General features: G+C 50.6%; 11 protein-coding genes. 3 read left to right on the top strand and 8 right to left on the bottom strand.

Annotated features, from left to right (window positions below; genetic code table 11):
- Positions 1–8 precede the first annotated feature (8 nt).
- Both JR338_04850 and JR338_04845 read right to left on the bottom strand, forming a co-directional pair.
- Positions 9–701 (bottom strand): response regulator transcription factor, encoded by a 693-nt coding sequence (locus tag JR338_04850; GenBank protein QRN84076.1) that lies wholly within the window; start codon positions 699–701, stop codon positions 9–11.
- On the bottom strand, positions 698–2,770 hold the full coding sequence (locus JR338_04845) for a HAMP domain-containing protein (protein QRN84075.1): 2,073 nt from the start codon (positions 2,768–2,770) through the stop codon (positions 698–700). Before JR338_04845 ends, JR338_04850 begins: the two co-directional genes overlap by 4 nt.
- A gap of 198 nt (positions 2,771–2,968) precedes the next feature.
- On the opposite strand from JR338_04845, the gene JR338_04840 reads away from it, so the two are divergent.
- Positions 2,969–3,817, top strand: coding sequence for a DegV family protein (locus tag JR338_04840; protein ID QRN84074.1), 849 nt, complete (start codon positions 2,969–2,971; stop codon positions 3,815–3,817).
- 127 nt (positions 3,818–3,944) lie between these two features.
- On the opposite strand, the gene JR338_04835 is transcribed toward JR338_04840, so the two are convergent.
- Complete coding sequence (locus JR338_04835; GenBank protein QRN84073.1) at positions 3,945–5,144, bottom strand: hypothetical protein; 1,200 nt, start codon at positions 5,142–5,144, stop codon at positions 3,945–3,947.
- A gap of 785 nt (positions 5,145–5,929) precedes the next feature.
- On the opposite strand from JR338_04835, the gene JR338_04830 reads away from it, so the two are divergent.
- Both JR338_04830 and JR338_04825 read left to right on the top strand, forming a co-directional pair.
- A complete protein-coding gene (locus tag JR338_04830; protein QRN84072.1) occupies positions 5,930–7,648 on the top strand; it encodes an HD domain-containing protein in 1,719 nt (572 codons plus the stop codon).
- A 313-nt stretch (positions 7,649–7,961) separates the two neighbouring features.
- The gene (locus JR338_04825) at positions 7,962–8,558 is read left to right on the top strand and encodes an HD-GYP domain-containing protein (protein QRN84071.1); all 597 of its coding nucleotides are present in this window, start codon (positions 7,962–7,964) and stop codon (positions 8,556–8,558) included.
- Between the two features lie 50 nt (positions 8,559–8,608).
- Here JR338_04825 and JR338_04820 read toward each other — a convergent pair whose 3' ends face one another.
- From JR338_04820 to JR338_04800, 5 genes are all read right to left on the bottom strand, one after another.
- Entirely contained in the window at positions 8,609–10,540 is a 1,932-nt protein-coding gene (locus JR338_04820) for a diguanylate cyclase (GenBank protein ID QRN84070.1), read from the bottom strand.
- Between the two features lie 106 nt (positions 10,541–10,646).
- Entirely contained in the window at positions 10,647–12,962 is a 2,316-nt protein-coding gene (gene recJ / locus JR338_04815) for a single-stranded-DNA-specific exonuclease RecJ (GenBank protein QRN84069.1), read from the bottom strand.
- On the bottom strand, positions 12,962–13,801 hold the full coding sequence (locus JR338_04810) for a PD-(D/E)XK nuclease family protein (protein ID QRN84068.1): 840 nt from the start codon (positions 13,799–13,801) through the stop codon (positions 12,962–12,964). Before JR338_04810 ends, recJ begins: the two co-directional genes overlap by 1 nt.
- The gene (locus JR338_04805) at positions 13,798–16,044 is read right to left on the bottom strand and encodes an ATP-dependent helicase (GenBank protein QRN84067.1); all 2,247 of its coding nucleotides are present in this window, start codon (positions 16,042–16,044) and stop codon (positions 13,798–13,800) included. The genes JR338_04810 and JR338_04805 overlap by 4 nt, the downstream gene beginning before the upstream one ends.
- Positions 16,041–18,164, bottom strand: coding sequence for a hypothetical protein (locus JR338_04800; GenBank protein ID QRN84066.1), 2,124 nt, complete (start codon positions 18,162–18,164; stop codon positions 16,041–16,043). The genes JR338_04805 and JR338_04800 overlap by 4 nt, the downstream gene beginning before the upstream one ends.
- Between the last annotated feature and the right edge of the window lie 86 nt (positions 18,165–18,250).

The raw sequence follows: 18,250 nt of genomic DNA, 5'->3' as shown, positions 1-18,250 counted from the left end.
AAAGGGGTCTAGGGAGCGAAACTGTAGCCGATTCCGGGATGATTCTGGATCATCTTGGGATTACTGGGGTCAATTTCAATCTTTTGACGCAAGCGGCGAATCAACTGCCGCAACATTTCCTGTGTGGCACCGCCGGGACCCCAAACATGATCAATCAGGCTGGTGGTCGGGAGCACCTGGTTGATATTCAGGAATAACACTTCCATCAATTGGCTCTCCAGACGTGTGAGTACCACGGGATCAGAATCCCCGCGGGTAAATTCATGCCGGTTTGGATCAAAGCAGATATCTTTGATGGTGAAGGGGGCTGACGAGAGTATTTGACCTTCCCCCGCACGGCGGAGGACTGTTTGCACCCGGGCGACCAACTGACGGGGACTGAAGGGCTTGAGGATGTAATCATCTGCACCCAGGTTTAGGCCTTTGATGATGTCCTCTTCCTCATCGCGCACGGTGAGCAGGATGATGGGGACATTGGAGGTCTTGCGGATCTCACAGCAAACATCAAAGCCGTCCCGTAGCTGGCTTTCACCCGGCAAATTGACATCCAGAATGATGATATCGACCGGTTCCTGATGGAAAACTCGGATGGCCTCGGGGGTATCAAAGGCCAATAAAGTCTCAAATCCAGCCCTGCGGAGCGTGAAGGCCAGGAGATCTGATAAGGTGCGATCATCATCAACGATCAGAGCTTTCATCATTCACCTCCAGAGGTGGTTGGCAGGGTAAACCAGAAAAGGGCGCCACCGGTTTCAGGGTTGCAGTACCCCACCTGACCGGATTGGGATTCGATAATGGCTTTTACTACCGATAAGCCCAGCCCAAGCCCCAATTGGGGGGCATCTTCTGCGGATTTTGGCGTGAGGAAACGGTTGAAGACCTGGTTTTGCAGATTCTCAGGAATGCCCGAACCTTGGTCCTGCACTTCCACCAGGATGGCCTTCTCAATCAAAAGGGAGCGAATGGTAATCTGACTTTCCTGCGGGCTGTGCTTGATGGCGTTGGAAAGCAGATTGATCAGCACCTGGATTGTCCGGCGTTTATCCGCTCTCACGATGATATCTTGTTTCGTTTCGGGGCTTTTGATGGAAACGTGATGCAGGCGGGCAATTGGCTCCATCGTCAGTACGGCCTCTTCCACAATCTGACTGAAGGCAACCGGCTGTGGATTGACTTTGAAGCGACCGCCTTCAATGCTGGCAGCTTCGATCAGGTTGTCGATCAGGGATTGGAGATTGACGATGCCGATATTGATCGTATGGAGGAGCTGTTCAATTTCAGGTGGCGTGAGATCTGGGAGCTGGTCGACCAGAAGCTCAACCGATGCCGAGAGGGCTGCCAATGGCGTCCGGAATTCATGGGTGATGTTGGCCATGAACTCGCCGATCAGATGATGGATGCGTTCTTCGTCGGAAACATCCCGGATTACCAGGGCTGTGGTGGCGTTGCCGGCATCGGGTGGGATAAATTCGGAGCGGGATACGGCCAGCAGGACTTCTTTCTCACCAATCAGGACCGGTATCCGGCGGACCTGATCCGCCAGGGGGATCTGTTGGCTGAAACGATCCTCGCCGGGCATGGTTGTGAGGATCTCGTCAATGGGTGCACCGATGATCTCTGAGGGTGTTTTGCCGGTGAGCCGGAAGGTGGAGGCGCTGGCAAAGGTCACATAATGGCGATTGTCCAGCGTGAGCAGGCCTTCCACAATGGCGTTGAGCAGCCCTTCGATCCAGATTTTTTCCTTCTGGAGCTGATCCAGGGAGTGTTTTAGGCTGACCCGCGCATCTTCAAGCGCATTGGCGAGTTGGTCAATTTCCCAAAGGTCGGAGACTGTGGTTAATTGGGTGGTGAGATCTCCTTCACGGAGCCGAACCGCGGATTGAGCAAGTTTGTTGAGGGGCTTACTGATCTTTCTGGAAATGATGACCGCAAGGAAAGCCGCCAGGAGGCTGATGAGCGATAGGACTAGAATAATGATCCAGCGTAATTGCCGATTCGCCTGGATATACGGCGCAACATGGAGGAAAGCCAGCCACTGCTGATCGGGATTGTCGAGCCCGGTTAGTGTCTTGACCATCACTATTTGGTTTCCCTGACCTTCAGCAGGCAGGGATAGGATTTGGTAATTGGTCAGGTTTTTTGGTTTGATGTGATCAAGTTCCGTGGGGTGAACGGCTAGGTTGCTGCTGACCAGGTCATTGTCAATGTAAAAAGCGTAATCCAGTCTGCTTTGGGTTGTAAATTCATTTATGATCCCACTCAATAGCTGTCCGACCACAATATCGTTTCCGTTTTCCAGTGGGGCCTGGGTAACCATCCAGGCTGTCCCCTCAATGGAAAGGATATTGCCTGATGAAGTTCTCTCGCATAGTCTGTCGGTATCCTCTGGACTGGCTGAGGCGAGAGGAGTTTCTCCATCGCAAATCAGGATGGCGTCAAAACCAGAACTATTTTGGATGCCTACCAGGTAGGTGTGAAGAGTTTCTGAATCGGCATTGATTGCTAATAGAGATTTCAAGGTAGGGCGCTGGACCAGAAGGACAGCCAGGTTATCGAGTTGATTAAGTTTGCTATCTAAAAGGGCCTGGGTGGTATGATCGGCCTGATCCAAGAGGGCTTTGAGCTGGGTTTGGGTCTGATGCTCCAGCACGAGAGTCGCAGGAATGCCTAATGCCAGGATCGTCCCGAGGGTGAATGCCACAAAGATGACGATCAACTGAACCGTAAATCGCTTAGGTGAAAGATGAAGGCGAAGTTTACGGAGGTTCATGTTTTACGATAGCCTTTCGAAGAGAATGGGCTTTGCCAGATTGTTCACCTCAAATATAGCATTGAAGCCCAAGCTTGACAATGTATCCTGAAAATCCAAGGAAATTAATAAAGAATTTACAAAAAGTGCAGTTTTTTCATTGGTGTCAAAGGAATACTGTTCTATAATGTTATTGTTATTTTACCCGGAGGAAAACGTATGATCACCATTATTACTGATAGCACTTGTGATGTCCCTGATGAATTGATTGAAGAATATGGAATTGTGGTTGTTCCTCAATATATCATTTGGGATGACCAACAACTTCGCGATCGGGTGGATATTCAACCAGTTGAATTCTATGAACGGTTAACCACCGAGAAGCAACGACCGACCACGGCCCAGGTCAGCACCGGTGATTTCTTGGCAGCGATTAATCAGGCGATAGAACTCGGTGCGACGGAAGCTGTGATACTCACTGTTTCCAGCGCAATGTCCGGTACGTACAACATGGCCAAGCAAGCCGCAGCTGATGCGCCCATCCGAGTGGAAGTGATCGATTCAAAAGGTCCTACCATGACCTTGGGATGGCAGGTATTAACAGCCGCCCGCGCCAGGGATGAGGGGGCGAGCCTGGATGAAATCGTTGAGAAGGTTGCCAAAGTTCGGACTGGTATGGTGCAGATGGTTGCAATGGAGACGCTGGAATATCTGCAATACGGCGGCCGAATTGGTGATGCCGTCAAATGGGTGGGGACTATCCTCAAGGTGAAACCGCTTGTTTCCATTGATCACCAATCAGGCCGCGTCCAGCCCACCGGGTTGGCCCGGACGCAGCGCGCCCTCAAGGAAATGCTCTATAAGAAATTCTTTGAGCAATTAGCGGGTGGCAAGAAGCTTCATATTGCCGTTCTACACGGCAATGCTTTCGAAGAAGCTCAAAAGCTGGTGGAACGCATCAATAAGGATTTCAACCCTGTTGAACTGTTGGTCAATGTAACCGGGCCTGTTTTGGGGATCAACACCGGGCCTGGCGCATTGGCTCTTTGCGGTTACGCCGAAGAATAAATAAGCGCAACTAATACCTTAAATGTAAAAACGCCCAAGCTCAAGGTTTGATCCGATGAGAGGGGCGTTTTTTTGTTATCAGTTTTTATTGGGTGAAATACACCCACGAAGCACTTTAGAGTATCCGTTATTGGACTTGCCTAATCAAGAGGTAGCGGTTTTTGGGGCTGGTTTTCACAACATCCCATCCCGGGAATGGCATTTCAGCTTTGATCAGATCCGACAAGCCGGAACGGATCTTGACCACCAGGTGATTTTCCTGCAGGAAGAGGAAATCAATTCCCTGGATGTGGTCGATTTCATTTAGCTTCTCCTCTACCACGGAAATATCATCCATTTTGTCAAAACCCTCAATCCAGACAACCCATTGGTCATCATCCAAATTGATTCTTTCCAAAATATTGACATAGACCTGTTGTTGATCTTGTTCTTCTGATTCTTCCATTGTTTCAAGGTCTGGCTGGTCTAAGTCTGCTAATGATTCTGAATCCACACCTAGATAGGTGACCACCTGTTGATCTGAGCCTAAAGCTGTTTGGAGGGCGGTCTTGGCCCGAAGAAGGATTTCATCCTCTGTGATGGCGTCTTGCGGGAAGCTGGCAATACCAGCTTTGGCCTGAGTATCACTTGCTTTGTTGATCTTCTGAATCAGGCGTTGGGTGACGATTAGAGCACCCTTATCGCCTGTTTCGGGAAGGATCAGCCCCATTCGATCGTTTATGAAGGCAATATCCAAGTTCGTGCGGATACCATCCAAAAGAACCTCAGCCACTTTTTTATTGACCTTTTGGAGATCTTCTTCGGAGAGTTGGTCTCTTTGGAGGTAATCGAAAAGGACCAACGAAACGTCGTGGTGATAGCGTCGCCCACGCATGATTTCTGTAATTAGAGTTTGGTTCGCAAATTTCCAGCGCATCAGAGAGGTGGACTCATCGTAAATCATCAGAGAATCAGCGACTTGTTGAAGCCCTGCAAATTTTAACTCGATCTTTCGGACAACATGTGCATAAATGTTGCAGATGATGGCGGTGATCAGGAAAACAGCTGTACCCATTACGGTTGACACGATGAAAACCATTTGGTTGTTGATTAGACTGTATCCTGTTCCTGCAAAGACGCCCGTTGCGATGATCAGACTCACCCATGAGGCAAAGGGGAATAGGTTTGTCAGTGAAAATACAATGATGAACAGGTTGAGGGCCATCCCAACCAGGCTGAGGGTTGGTGCAAAGTAAATGAGCACATAAGCCCCTACCATGTTCCACAAGACCAACAGGAGGATATGTAGAAATAGTTTTCGGATTTGAAGATCGGTTTTATTTTTCATTTGTCACCTCAAGACTGATCATCAGGCGTCTTATTTTAAAGATATGTGATCAGAACAATGATAACGTATATTTCGTTACTCCCCCAGAAGCCAAACCAGGTTTGGTAGTTTTTGCCTCTTAGGGTATAGTGGTCTGCTTGATATTACGATTATGATTTGCGAGCCAAGAAGGGTGGGGCTGGGATCGCGTCGCAAAATTCGTCACTATCAAAGCATAGATTAACATAATAATACGCGTAAATGACTTGTGTCTAAGGTAAATGACTCTGTTTCATTTCATTTAGAAGTCAGTTTCATAACAATGACACCCGCTTTACTGTTCTATTATATTGAGGATAGGTCTCAGATTATGCTCATTTATGAAAGGCCTTTCCAGTATTGGACACATTTTTGGGTAGAAATTAAAATACTGGCGTAAGCTCCCATGGAATGTTCAATTTGGAACAAAACAGTAACAAAAAACATAAAAGATAATTAATTACAACTGAGCCTCGTATACGTTATTATGTTTGATGAAAATGTCACTTGCAACAATAAGCCTTTGACATTCGAGCGTTTTACGGCAGAATTTCGGCCAAGAGTAGGATTTGGCAACGAATTTGCAATGAGACCAGATAGAATTTTATTTATCTGTGGATGAGAAATTAACGATTAAATTAAGATTTGGTATTGGAAAAAATAAGAATTGATTAATAATGGCACAAAACTTGCTCTAGATACTGTTGTGAAATGGAAAGTTAGACCATCACAACCCTTTAGTAGTGATAGGGCGCTGAGGAATGGTTATGACAACGACTTCGTTCAAAGATAGATTGGCTAAGTTCAATGCGTTCTGGGAAGAACTTGAGACCGGTGAGGAGCTATCACAGGTGAGTGATAAAGCTCTTCGAAAGGTCGTACGTTTTCTCCCGGAAACTTTGGCATGCCCTGATATCACCTCGGCTCGCATAATCTATAGGAACAAAACCTATTCCTATGGAAAGGTCGGAAGGGCTACTCATGAGATCGTTGAACCCATTAAAACTTTCCAGAACCAAATTGGTCAGGTGGAATTTCATTACTCAGAAAACGGGGCGAAATGCAGCCGGACAGGTCTGGATGATGATGGATTTATTCTCAAGCTAGTCACAGAACGGCTTGGTGTTCTTTCCACCTTTATTGAAAAAGACATAGAAATTGAAAAGTTAAAAGATGAAGCGCTCAATGCTTACGATCGGACGATTGAAGCTTGGGCGGCTGCTTTTGAAACACAACAGAAAGAAGCCAGCGGGCACACAGAAAGAGTTGTTAACCTGGCAATGGAACTGGCGCGGGAGATGGGCTTCCCCGACGAAGAATTGGTCCATATCCGCCGAGGCGCATTGCTGCACGATATCGGCAAGATCAGCATCCCGGATGAAATTATCTCCAAGCACGGCAAGTTGACCGAAGAAGAATTTGATGTCGTCCGGCGGCATCCCCTGTTTGCCAAAAAATGGCTTTCGCAGCTCGAACTCCTCAAACCCGCTTTGCAAATTCCCTATTACCACCATGAAAGATGGGATGGCAGTGGATACCCGCTGGGGCTGAAGGGGAAGGATATCCCCCTGGCTGCCAGAATGTTCTCAGTTGTTGATGTGTGGGATGCACTCACCTCAGACAGGCCCTATCGCAGAGCCCTGAGTAAGGAAGAAGCGCTCAACCTGATCATTTCACAATCCGGCTCCCACTTCGACCCAAAAGTCGTTGAGCATTTTATCAAAGTGCTCTCCAATGAGAACTTGATCAATGCTCCGCATCAGCTCAGGATCCAGGCTTTTGGTGGAGAGAAGGTTTGGCTTCAGAATATTCTGATCACGACCAGTGACTGGCAGGTACATGCCGCCAAAGAAATGTTCTTTGTCTTTTTGGCCCATCCCGGTGGGCTGACCAAAGAACAGGTCGGGTTATATATGTGGCCGGATGCCTCCACTGAGGAGTTGGACATTAAGTTCAAGAATACCCTTTATCGCTTGCGCAGCGCTGTCGGTAAGCAGGTGATCTTGCTTGCGGAAGGGATGTATCGCTTCAATCCCATGCAGGAATATGCCTTCGATGTGGAGATCTTCCTGACCTCCATTCAACGGGCTAATGAAGTGGATGAACCCCGGCAGAAGATCAAACACCTCTCACATGCCATTCAGCAATATGGCGGCGATTATTTGCCAGAAGTTGACGATTACTGGGCGATCCCGGATCGGGAGAAATTCCGGCAGATGTATATTGATGCGCTGTATACGATCGCGAACTTGTATTTTGAGAGAGAAGTGTATAAATCTGCCCTGCGTTACTGCCATCAGGCCTTGACGGAAGACAATGCCAATGAAGAAGTTCACCGTCTTGCGATGAAGATCCACGCCGTGACTGGTAATAAGGCTGAAATCATCCGCCAATACGAAGCATGCCGGCAGGAATTGGAAGAAAAATTTGATGTTGAGCCATCTGAACAGACTCTACTCCTTTATGACACTTTAATTAATGCCTAGACCTATTTTTGTCGACCAATCGAAAAGGAGAGACGCAACTAATTCACCGGTATTCTTAGGAGCAATGATTTCTCGGTAATCAATTGTTTACTTAGCTCGGATTAATGTACTGGAAGACACTATTGGAGCCTACGCAGTTGGATACTATAACTGTGCGGAAGACACATTGTTGTTATACAGAAGAATTATTAAAATGAACACACAAAGAAGAACAGACCAGATGAGTATCGACCTTAGAGATCCTTTCTATGAAAGGAATAAGGCTGATCGATCAAAGCTCATCACAGAATTTAGACGAATAAAAAGAGATCTTTTGGCGATTAACGACCAGGATGCAAATCGCTGGTTGCAGGCATTGGATCTTTACGATAAAGAAATCACAGAGCATACGCTGAGGGTGACTTCTTTATCTTTAAAGATTGCCCATAGCCTGGGCCTTCCCAAACGTGGTTTAATGAATATCCAATTAGGGACACTGCTTCATGATATTGGAAAGCTGGGTATTCCGGAGAGCATCATGCAAAAGCCGGGTCGCCTAACCCCCTATGAGTTTCAGGTGGTTCAGGAACATCCACTTTTCGCGATGGAATGGCTGACCAAATACCCCCAATATAAGCCTGCCATGGTCATCCCGCTCTACCATCATGAGTGGTGGGATGGCACTGGATATCCATTTGGCTTGGCTGGGGATGAGATTCCCAGGTTGGCACGGATTGTGGCTGTTGCAGATGTATGGGATGCGCTGACTTCTGACCGACCATATCGCAAAGCAATGGCGGAGAGCCAGGCCTTGTATATCATCACCTCGGAATCGGGCACACATTTTGACCCTGAAGTTGTGGATGTGTTTCTGGATTATGGCATTTTTGAGACGAATTATTTCCCAGCCTATGCTACCATATTTGCTTAATGAAAAAAGGCCCGAATCTCGGGCCTTTTGATCTATATAGGGTAATAATGTTAGGAACTGGTGGAGGCGCCGTCTCCGCCTTTATCTTTAATCCGGTAAAGGGCGTTATCCGCCCGGTTCAGCAAGTCTTCAAGCGAATCGGACCAATCCTCAACGGAAGCAATACCAGCACTGAAGGTGACTATGAAGCTTCGCTCACCGTAGAAGACAGGTGAGGTGGACATCACACTGCGGATCCGCTCCATGACCAACAGGGCATGTTCCGCGTCCGTCTCGGGTAATAACAAAAGAAATTCATCGCCGCCAAACCGTCCGAGGATATCGACATCTCGGATGATTTCCTTGACGATTTTGGCGAATACCGTCAGCGCGCGGTCGCCAGCCAGGTGGCCATAAGTGTCATTGATGCCTTTAAGGTTATCAAAGTCCAGAATGACCACTGAGAGGGGGTGATGATAACGGCGTGCTCGGCGGAGTTCCAGCTCTGCCAGGTTCATGAAATGCCGGCGGTTGGAAATATTGGTTAATTCATCAATAGTGGCTTCTTGATAGAGCTGATCGAGCAGATGTTTACGTTCGGTGATATCACGGGAAAGTCCATGATATCCGATCAGGTTGCCATAATTGTCATAGTGGGGTGCCGCGACCACTTCCGTCCAGATCCAGCTGCCATCTTTACATTTTTGCTCGATCTCAAAGCGGGTGGTCATATTGTTATTGCCGACTTCTTCTTTTTCCTGGTGATGAGTGATCTTTTGCCTTACCAGTTCAACACCTTCCGGTTTGAAGAAAGCCCAAATTTGCTGGCCGATCACTTCTTCACGCTTGAATCCACGAGTTCTCTCGTCGGCAGGACTCATATAATCGATTCGTAATCGTTTATTGATGTGCCAGATGACATCACCGGAATTTTCCGTCAGGAAGCGATATTTTTCTTCTTTTTCGCGCAATTTCTCTTCCATTTTTTTACGGGAGGTGATATCTCTGACCACGCTGAGAATATGGGGCTCATTGTTGACCTGGATGATCCGCGAAGAAAGCAGCCCCAGAAGCGGGCGGCCATTTTTCTTACGGAATTGGAATTCCATATCTTCAATTACGCCGGTTTCAGTTAAAAGCACGATGAAACGGGCGCGTTCGGTTGGGTCAAACCAGATATCCACATCCAAAGTGGTTTGTCCGAGGACTTCTTCGCGCGAATACCCGGACATTTTGGTAAAGCCATGGTTGACTTCGTTAAAAAGACCATCTCGGAGCCTGGTGATCAGGACTGAGTCCGGGATAGTATTGAACATCAGGGTGTATTTTTCTTCGGCTTCAACAGTTTCCTGGTTTAAGCGAAGGTTCATCAAATAAATAAAGCTAAAATTCCAAAGTGTAATTGAAGCATAAAGAACAAAGTATGAAATCGCCTGCATGGTAGTGGGCAGGTTATTTAAGTCTGGCGCGGGAAGGATCAACCACGCTAGCGTATGGGTCAGGTAAAAGAGAGTATTGGCAATGAAGGCTATACCAATAAAATGGCGGAACGGTCGATCTGCCAGGGATTTCTGTTTTAAGGTGATAATGGCTATTAGGAAAGAAAAGCCAGCAAAGCTAAAGGCAGAGAGGGCGTTGGGTATGAGGTAATTATCAAATAATAGGGAAATTAGTAGTACCAGGCCATAGAGTGCAATGAACAGGATGGGGTGGAGGCTTTTCTTCTTGAGTATTCGGAAGAAAACAAGGACCCCGTGGAAAAGCACCAGACCGCTTGCTGCGAGGAAGATATCTTCGATGACAAATGAGTATATGCCATACGAAATGAACCCTTGCGAGAAGAGGAATAAATAATAAAAGCTAATCGTTAGTGTCCCAAGTATCAGCCAGAGAAAACCAGGGAAGTCTTTACCCTTCCGAAATTGAACGTAAAGGATGAAAACTTCCAGAAGGACCGTCAGGCCGAATATTAGGCAGATGGTATGGATATCAAAGCTCATCATTGCTCATATTATAGAATATTCAATACTCAAAATGATATAAATTAATGCTAGGTAATAGAATACCATATAAAAACTCATTTAAAATTAAGATTACATATCAAATCAATCAAAAGCGTTTATTAGGATCAAGTTTTAGCAATTCTGCTGATGTGAAAAAATGGCGGAATGCCTTTGTCTCCCCCAATAAAATCTTTAACATATTTTCGTAAATTTCAAGGTTTTCGATATTGGCATTTGTGGCGGGTTGGGAGAAACGCAGGATATCTTCCTGCACCGACACGTCAAAAGCGCCTTTCGCTTCCCAGAAGCGAAGGGCTGCCAGGGTGGGGCTGACCTCAGCGGCACAAGCTGATGCCAGGGTTGGTAAGGTGGTTTCGCCTGCTTGTTTGGAAAGGGTGTATTTCGCCAGCCCCGCAACCACTTTGATAAAAGTTTTCCAATCCTCCAGGCTCGGATCTATGCCGAACACGATGACTTTTTGGGGCTTGACCTGCCGGATGACCTCAGACAGTATCCTCTGGGAGGGCGGCGTGGTCCAGATGACCAACGCCTCGCTCTCGGTCAATCCCATACGGGTGATGGTGGGCACGCCTTCTGGTGGATTGGATTCAGCCCAAACCTGAACATCTTTTTCTATTTCTAGGATGTCCTTCAAGAGAGAAATCGGGACGGGCTTCATCCGCATATCCACCCATTCCAACGCATGTTTTGGCTTTTTGGCTTTATCCGTTGCCACAGGGCGGGAGTGCATCCATTCCGCGTTGATCTGGGCAGTTCCCCGATAGTCACTTTGTGAGAGTTGGCAAAGCAGGTCAAATTCGTTCGGAGGGAGAGGTTCACTGGCACCATTCCACCAGATGAACTGATGCTGATCGCCCACCTGGTCTCTGGCAATCAATTTTCGATGGTCACCGGTTTGGCCAATTTCCGTAGCTGAGACGTATTCAAGATCCCGGATCAGGAAATTTAGCGGGGGATTTCCCGCGCCAAACGGCGCCAGGCGTTCGATCTCTGCGATCACGTCGAAATTGATCTCTGAGAGGGTGATTGTCTGGTTGATCTCAATTTCAGCGATGTGTTCAGCTGTTTTGGCTTGTTCTTCAACAGCCTGGAACAGGCCGCGTTTGAATTTGGCGTAATTCTCAGGCGAGAGAGCCATACCCGCTGCCATCGGATGGCCGCCATAGCCCAGGAGGAGGTCTGATTGGGAGCCAATCGCCTGGGTGATATTGATGCCCTCAACCGACCTGGCAGACCCGTGGAATGGATCGGAACCAGTGAGCAGGATGGCGGGTTTATGAAAATGCTCGACCAGCCGGTTGGCGACAATACCGACCACACCACCCGGCCATTCCGGATAGTGGAGGACGATGGCTGGGGCGTGGCGGTCATCCGGTGAATCCTGAAGGATCTTCTCGGCGGCTTGGGCCACCTGGCGGGTGATCATCTGGCGCTGGGCATTGAGGGCTTCAATTGTGGAGCCGATCACCCTGGCACGGCCGGGATCAGTTGTGGTCAGAAATTCAACAATCGAATTCGCATCACTCAGCCGGCCCACCGCGTTCAAGCGTGGTGCGATCTGGAAACCGATGTGGGTCTCGGTGAGCTGTTGGGGATTGATTTTGGCGTTGGTGAAAAGGGTTTGCAGTCCCAGGCGTTCGGTATGGCGCAGATGGGTCAGCCCCTTTTGCAGGAGCCAGCGGGTATCGCCATGCAAGAGGGCAACATCCGCCACAATGCCCAAAGCAGCCAGCTCATAGAAAGGGCCGCTGTCAAAAGGTTCATCTAAATAGCTATAGAGCCCCTCCATCAGCTTGCAGACCACACCCACACCCGGCAGAGTGCGCAGGGTGTGATCCTCCGGCAGCCGCTGGGGATTGACCACGGCATCCGCAGGCGGCAGGGTTGCCCCCAAGGTGTGATGGTCGGTCAGCACCACAGGAATGCCAGCGTCTTTGACCGTCTGGATGTTGTCATATTCCGTGATCCCGGTGTCGCAGGTGATCAGCAGGTCAAAGCCCTCATCCAGATATTCCTGCAATACATCGGCTGTGATGCCGTGCGATTCTTTTGCCCGAATGGGGATATGATAGCGCACATCCGCGCCCAGGCCGCGCAATCCTTCAAAAAGAATCGTGGTGGAGGTCTGACCGTCCACATCGAAATCACCCCAGATCAGGATGTGCTCCTGATTGTTGACCGCTTTGGTGATTAGTTCGTAGGCGATGTGCGCATCAGGGAGTTCATCCGCGGAGGTCGGGTGGTAAGCGTCCGGGTCCATGAAGGCCTGAGCGGCTTCGACCGTGCGGAAACCGCGCCGCCAAAGCGTCTCAGCGACGAGAGGGTGGCCGCCAATCGTCCGGCGGAAATCCTCCGGGATTGTGATTGGTTCAGGCTCAATCCAGCGGACCTCTTCAAGCATCAGAATGCGATCTCTTCAATCTGGTCAAAATCCAGTTCGTCATCATTTTCCACAGTAGTCAGCTCGAAATCCTCAAACTCATCCAAATTACCCGCCACGGTCCCCCGGTCACAATGTGAACGGTAGACACAGTAGCGACATTTGGTAAGGTCTGCTGTGCGGAGGAAGCCGTTATCGGGCAGTTCTGCAATCTCACGGATCAGATTGGTGAAAAAGGCCAGGTCCTGCTCATATTGCCCTTGGGAATAGGGCAGGCTGATGGGCAGTTCCGGTTGGGACGTGAACCAGTAGTTCATTTCGATTTGCTCAGGTGGAGTCTCCTCACCGCCATTTAGCACGCAGCCGGATTGCGCCAAAAGGAACCGGTAGAGACGGGTTTGAATCCGTTCTTCCAGCCATTTTTGTTTGGGCTGTCTGCGGCTCGTTTTCCAGTCGAATATCACCAGCTTGCCTGAGGATTGCACCAGAACGAGGTCGAACTTTGCCACCACTCTGTGACCTGCCAGACCGGTGCTGAGGATGGTCTCGACATAGCGAGTCCCTTCCAACAGGGGCGGTACAAATTGCAGGAAGTCCTCCCACCAAAACATCATCTCAGGGCTGGGATCCGCAGCCACCTGGTCGGTTAGGCGCTCCTCGGGAATGCCCAACAGGTATTGCTGGATCAGCCGGTGAAAACGGCCTCCGGTCTGGCCGCGCTGTTCGAATTCGAGGGCATCGTCCACTATCAGAGCCGGCCATTTGGCATGCTGGATATAGCGCAGGTTGAAGCGATAGGGGCAGTCAATGTAATCCTGCAGGTTGCTCTGGGTGAAATCAAAGGTTTCTGGCATGTTCATTGGCGTTTCTCCCAGTCATTGATCAATTCAAGGAAAGCCCGGGCGATGACATTCTTAGCGGATATTCGGCCGGAATTGGCCGTCACCGTCAGCCAGCTTCTGGCCCGGGTAACACCTACGAAGAAAAGCCGCAGCCTTTCACGGATGAATTCCTGACGGGCTTCCAATGAGGCCGCACCTTCCTGATACCAGTTGAGGCCGCGTTTGGCAGTCAGAGCAGTGAGTTGGGCCAGGGTCTCGGCTTCCAGATTGAGGTGATCCCGTACGAACCATTTCTCGGACTGATATTGATCATAATCCTCGCCCGAGGGGAAATTGTAATTATTGACCGCGGTCAGGTAAACGGCGTCCCACTCCAGACCTTTGGCCTTGTGCATGGTGGCAATGACCACCTGGCCGGGATAGAGGTCGGGATCAAAGGCTGAGTCTTCATCCGAAAAGCCCAGGAAGCGGCGCTGGTTATTGGCGATCTGCTTCATCTCTTCCGTGAACTCCGGCAAGCGCCAATCCGGGTGGGCGTTGGCAAGCTGGCGGAGGAGCACGGAGAGTTTATGGGCCAGGGCCAGTTCGGCGGGCTCGAGGAACAGGTCCTGTGAAAGAGTCAGGACGAGTTGGTCTATGGGCAGGAAAACGGAGTTCTGCCAGCGCTGGATCACGTCCCGGAAGGTCTCGAGTTCATCCAGCATGGCGGCCTCAGCGGAATCCGCGATAAGCGTATCGAGCCATGAATGGTCCATCTGCGGCCAGAGGTAATCTTCCACACGTTCCAGGGATTTGATTTGGTCTGCGATGGCTTTGAAGAAGGGCCAGCGCTGTTCATCTTCGCGTTCCTTGCGCCGCCACACCCGGTAAGCCGTGGAGAGTTTGCCGCTGTCACGCGGGTCACAAAGGTAATTCAGGATGTGGTAGATCGCGCTGGTGGAAAGCCGGGTGGAGGAAGTGGAACGCAGCAGGCTGTCCACCACCGGGATACCCCGGTCCTGGCATTCATCAGCGAACTTGAAACCGCGGGCGTTTCTCGGTGAGAGGATCGCAACGGTCTTGTCAGGATGTTCCGCAAGCCAGGCTTCGATTGAATCGACCACAAACCGCACTTCCTGATCCGGTGTCATGAGATCTTCAATCAACTGAATACACTCGGGGCAGTCCGGTGGGTTGGGTTGGGGGTCATCGGGTGGCGTGGGCTGGATAAGCGGTGGGTTAAGCGCGCTGCGGGCATCCCAGTTGGGGTGATGATCCTGAGTCCAGTTGATCAGGTGATTGGCAAGGGAGAGGATGCTGAGAGTGGAGCGGCCGCTTTCCGGCAGAGATCGGGGAGTGACATCTGGCCGCTGAATGAAGTCCAGCAGGTAATGAGGACTGGCTGTGGTGAAGGTTTCATAGATGGCTTGATTTGGATCGCCAACGCGCACCCAGTTGCCGGATTTGCCGGTCAGCAGGGAGAGGATCTTCTGTTGCAGGAGGCTTGAATCCTGGGCTTCATCTTCCAGAATAAAGGGCCAGCGCTTTTGTAACAGAGTGACCAGAGAGGGATCGGATTCTAAGCATTGCAGGGCCAACCGGATCAGATCGTCAAAGTCCACGCTGCCGCGGTAATTGAGGGCATCCTGATATTCGTGGTAGAGTTCCACGCCCATCTGTACCAGTGGCAGCGGGATGGGAGAGCTGCTCAGGAGTTTTTCGAGTTTATTCGGTGTGAGCTGGCGGTCCTTTGCCAACCTGATGAAAGCCACGGCAATTGATTCGACCATGGCAGGCAGGTTGCGGCTCTCAGTGTAGACCTTGCCCAATTGGGAATCATCCACATCCAGATAGGGATCAAAGAATTCCGGGTGAGCTTTGAGCCAGGCATCCGCCACAGAGCGTATTATGCGGGTGCCCTCCACCTCATCGAGGATTTGGAAACCGTGGCTCAGCCCAGCCAGATCGGGGCGCATCCGGACGATGTCATTAGCCAGGCCATGCAGGGTGCGTACGCGATAACCCAGCCCGGGGAGCAGCCCGGCGGCCTGCAGTTGGGTGGAGATTCTGGCGGAGAAGTTATCTACGGCGGCGTTGACCAGCGTGACGATCAGGATTTCCTGGTCGGGGTTGATCGCGCCGGATTTGATCAGGTCTGCGGCGAGATAGGAAAGCGTCCAGGTCTTGCCGCTGCCGGGCACGGCGCTGACGCCCATCTTCCCGTTCTTATATTGCAGGATCTGCTGCTGCCCAGGGCGGAGCTTGATGGTGGCGTCGCTCATTTAGCCCCCCGTTTGCTCTCAAGTAGCACCTGCTGGAAGATTCGCAGGAGCAGGCCCCGGTTCTCATAACCGGAGACATCCATCTCACTCATCCCGAGATAAACCTTCTGGCGGCAGCGGTTGAGTAGCCCCAGTGACAAACGCTGCAAGGTGTCATTGGCGGCATTGACCTCATCCTCCGCTGTCCAGACCTTATTGGATGGCCAATTGCGAGAGAGCACATAGGGCTGGGTCAAGGGCTGGTCGAGGCGCTGGTACCAGGAGGGGCTGCCAATATCCAGCCAGAACTGAACATCCACGGGCTGGTTGCGCATCAGGAAGGTATAGGCAGGCGCCAGGAAAACTGAATCCTGGGGTGTATCCTGCCAGGGTTGGATGTATTGCGCAGCTATGACGCCATCTGCAACCATCTGGACATATTCCTTCCCGGTGGAAAGGGTGCCCTCAGCTAATTGTTCACCGATCACCCAGCGGAATTTCTGGATGGATTCGATCAGAGTGGCCACGGTGTTGGCGCTCTCAAGATCATCATGGAAGCCAAAGCCTGGCTGGCTGAGGACTTCGCCGAACAGCCGGTTGAGGAAGAAATCAAGGGTTTGGTCGTCATCCGGGAGGGTGGTTGCCAGCCAGCTGCGCAGCTGATCATAGCGTTCACCGGCGGAGTAGGTGATCCGGTCCCGTTCTTCAGCAGGGACCTCTTCAAAGGGCCTCAAGGGGAAGCCCTCGGTGCGTTCATCGTAAATGTAGTGTGATAGCAATTGGGCCCGGATCAGGTCAAACTGGTCAATAGCCTGCATCAGTGCAAAGGCGAAATTGATGCGTTTGGGTTTGAGCTGCCACTCGGGAAATGCAATCGTTGCGAGGTTCAGCAGGGTTTGTGCAGCAGGCTCGTCACGCAGGGCCCGCGACGGGCGGTGGGAGTGGTGCGGGACACCGTATTCATCCAGCTTGCGAGATAGGGTGTAACGCAGGACATCCGACATGAAAGGTGCCAGGATCACGATCTCACCCGGTGGTGTGCCGTGTTCGATCAAGCGCCGAATTTCACCCGCTGCCCAGTTGATCATTGCCGGGAAATAGCGGGGATTGTCGGGAGGTGTTATGATCGCCTTTGTGGGGTCAGCCGCGGGCAGCGAAGCCTGGCTGGCTGGTGCACCCATCAGGCTGGCGACTACCTTGCGGACGCCATTCTGCAGACCTTGGATATCTTTTGAGCTGACCAAATTCTTTGTAAATGAGATGACTTCGTTACAACCTGTAATAAGCCGCTGGGCGCTTTGGGTATCCGCACCAAGGAAGAACCGGTAACCAGCATCCTGATCTTGGATCACCAGGGCAGAATCAAACTCCGGCAGCCACTCCTGCAGGACGTCATGCGCCACAGGGGTATCTTCTTCGATATTATCCACGATCAGATGGCGATATTGACCCGTTAGGTAATCTCGGCAGAGCGGCGAGGGCCAGAGTAATTTAATAAAGAGTTCGACCTGCAGTGAGAAATCCAGCAGGTTATGTTCCAGGCAAAAAGCCCGAAATGCCAGGCCGCTGGCCTGGACGTCGTCGTAGATGTGCATCTGTTCCACATCGCCAACCCAAGCGGTTTTCAATCGGGGGGCGATTTCCTCAATCGGGAACCCGACAAAGGCGGCTTTGTTGAGGTTGTCCAGAATTTGGGAAAAGATCCGGTTTCGGTTGATCGTCAGGCTGTCAAAGAAATTCTTCTCTTCAATCAGAGGCCGGACGACATGGGCCATATAATATTGAGCGGTTTCCAGAGTTAGAAATTGCGGCGGCCGATTGGGATTGGCTACGCCGGTCTGGCTGCTGATCGTTGGCCAGAACAGTTCCAGCATCCGCCGCGCCAGACCGCCCAGGGTCACGGTGGTGGGCAGGCTGCGTGCCAGATCAAGGTCGTCCCAAAGGATATCCTCATAGGGTTTCGCGATGGTGCGCTGGGGCACAAACAGGAGGATTTGGTGGGGCGGGAAACCTGATTCGAGCAGCTTTTTTAACCAAAGTGTGCCGGCTGTGGTTTTCCCCGTTCCCGCGGTCCCGACCAGGGCGATTTTGCCAGTGATTGGGCTTTCCAATAAGCGGTTTTGTTCAGTCGTCAATGCCATGAGAGTATTATATTCTAAAACGAAAGGGCATCTCAGGTATAATAACCGAACGATCCAAATTGACCTGTATTGAAAGGATAATTGAT

Source organism: Chloroflexota bacterium (assembly GCA_016887485.1).
Lineage (GTDB): Bacteria > Chloroflexota > Anaerolineae > Anaerolineales > Anaerolineaceae > Brevifilum.
This window is presented reverse-complemented; position numbering and strand designations above follow the sequence as displayed.

What these genes read in the sequence shown, in the direction of transcription:
- JR338_04850 (QRN84076.1), bottom strand. Translation starts at nt 701, where the DNA reads ATGATGAAAGCTCTGATCGTTGATGATGATCGCACCTTATCAGATCTC.
- JR338_04845 (QRN84075.1), bottom strand. Translation starts at nt 2,770, where the DNA reads ATGAACCTCCGTAAACTTCGCCTTCATCTTTCACCTAAGCGATTTACG.
- JR338_04840 (QRN84074.1), top strand. Translation starts at nt 2,969, where the DNA reads ATGATCACCATTATTACTGATAGCACTTGTGATGTCCCTGATGAATTG.
- JR338_04835 (QRN84073.1), bottom strand. Translation starts at nt 5,144, where the DNA reads ATGAAAAATAAAACCGATCTTCAAATCCGAAAACTATTTCTACATATC.
- JR338_04830 (QRN84072.1), top strand. Translation starts at nt 5,930, where the DNA reads ATGACAACGACTTCGTTCAAAGATAGATTGGCTAAGTTCAATGCGTTC.
- JR338_04820 (QRN84070.1), bottom strand. Translation starts at nt 10,540, where the DNA reads ATGATGAGCTTTGATATCCATACCATCTGCCTAATATTCGGCCTGACG.
- recJ (QRN84069.1), bottom strand. Translation starts at nt 12,962, where the DNA reads ATGCTTGAAGAGGTCCGCTGGATTGAGCCTGAACCAATCACAATCCCG.
- JR338_04810 (QRN84068.1), bottom strand. Translation starts at nt 13,801, where the DNA reads ATGAACATGCCAGAAACCTTTGATTTCACCCAGAGCAACCTGCAGGAT.
- JR338_04805 (QRN84067.1), bottom strand. Translation starts at nt 16,044, where the DNA reads ATGAGCGACGCCACCATCAAGCTCCGCCCTGGGCAGCAGCAGATCCTG.
- JR338_04800 (QRN84066.1), bottom strand. Translation starts at nt 18,164, where the DNA reads ATGGCATTGACGACTGAACAAAACCGCTTATTGGAAAGCCCAATCACT.